Raw genomic sequence first — 1,334 nt, 5'->3', positions numbered from 1 at the left:
CACTCAATCTTACGTACAGTTATGCTCTGCCTTTTGACATTAATATGTCGCTCTCTTACAACCACAGTATTGGTGGTCAGGCAGTGACATTAGCGCAGTTCTCGTTGCCCTTTGGTTCGCTTGGGGGCAGTGCCGGCTTAACGCTGAAAAGGGAAGATGATGGCGATGTGCGAGGACGCGTTGGTTACAGTCGCCTCGCGCCTATAAAAGGTGGGTGGGGTATCAATTTAGCGCATGACCTCAATGAAGATCCTGAAAACCGTAAGCAAGCCGATTTGACCTATCGTGCCTCGTGGGCTCAGTTTCGAGGAGGGCTCAATGGCACCAGTGGGAATTATGATTATTTTGCGGAAATGGCGGGTTCGGTCTCGACATTGGATGGCAAAATCTTCCCTGCTAACGAAGTGTATGACAGCTTTGCCGTGGTCAGCACCAGCGGTTTTGACGGTATTCCGGTTAAATATGAAAACCAAATTGTTGGCGTGACTGACGAGGATGGCTATTTGCTAGTGCCTTGGGCTACCGCGTATTACACCGCCAAATATGAAATTGACCCACTCACTTTACCAGCGAATGCGGCATTTTCGACGACAGAGCAGTTCGCTTCGATACATGCAGGTTACGGTTATTTATTAGAGTTTCCCATTGAGCTGCAAATTGCATTGAGTATGACCGTTGTGGATGAAAATCACCTAGTCCTGCCGCTTGGCACGTTTGGGCGTTCAGAGACAGGATTAGTCAGTCAAATTGGGTGGGATGGGTTTACCTACTTTGAAGGTGTTGACCCGGGCAGTTACATTCTGTTTTATCCTCAAGGGCAGTCACCATGTAAAGTTTCAATTGAAGGGTTGTATGAGCGCGAGAGTCAAAAAATACAAACACTGAATAGTCTGGTTTGCCTCAAAACAGAAGATGAGGCGGCACTATGATTTTGCATCGCTGGCTGGCTAGTCTACTTCTCTTTTTCTCGTGCTCGACAATAGCTTGTCAGCTCACTGCGTCAACACCTTCAATCCAGTTTGGTAGCGTTTCCTCATTTACGGTGTCGAGCACTCAGCAACAAAGTTCAGCCCAGCCGCATGCGGGGATAACATGTGACTTTTCGACACTTGTGTCGTTGTTGAGTGGCGACTATGTGTCCGTCACATTTACCAGCCTCAATGGTGGGCAGATGACCACCCAAGGAGATGCCAGTTCGATAATTAACTATCAGATCTTTGGCGATTCAAGCCTTTCACAAGAGTATGTTTTTGGCCAATTGCACACCTTCACAGACACCGACTTGTTAGATTTGTTGGGGCTGTTTGGAGACCAAGTTGAGTTCCCTCTTTATG

At 47.6% G+C, this 1,334-nt stretch carries 2 protein-coding genes; both read left to right on the top strand.

The window, feature by feature from the left end; translation table 11 throughout:
* On the top strand, positions 1 to 929 hold a 929-nt coding region (locus R7E00_RS23650), incomplete at its 5' end, for a fimbria/pilus outer membrane usher protein (protein ID WP_318124676.1).
* Positions 926 to 1,334 (top strand): spore coat protein U domain-containing protein (locus R7E00_RS23645; RefSeq protein WP_318124673.1); only part of this gene is annotated, 409 nt, incomplete at its 3' end. The genes R7E00_RS23650 and R7E00_RS23645, both read left to right, overlap by 4 nt.

It is taken from the genome of Vibrio sp. Vb1755 (genome assembly GCF_033338635.1).
GTDB classification, from domain to species: domain Bacteria; phylum Pseudomonadota; class Gammaproteobacteria; order Enterobacterales; family Vibrionaceae; genus Vibrio; species Vibrio alginolyticus.
This window is presented reverse-complemented; position numbering and strand designations above follow the sequence as displayed.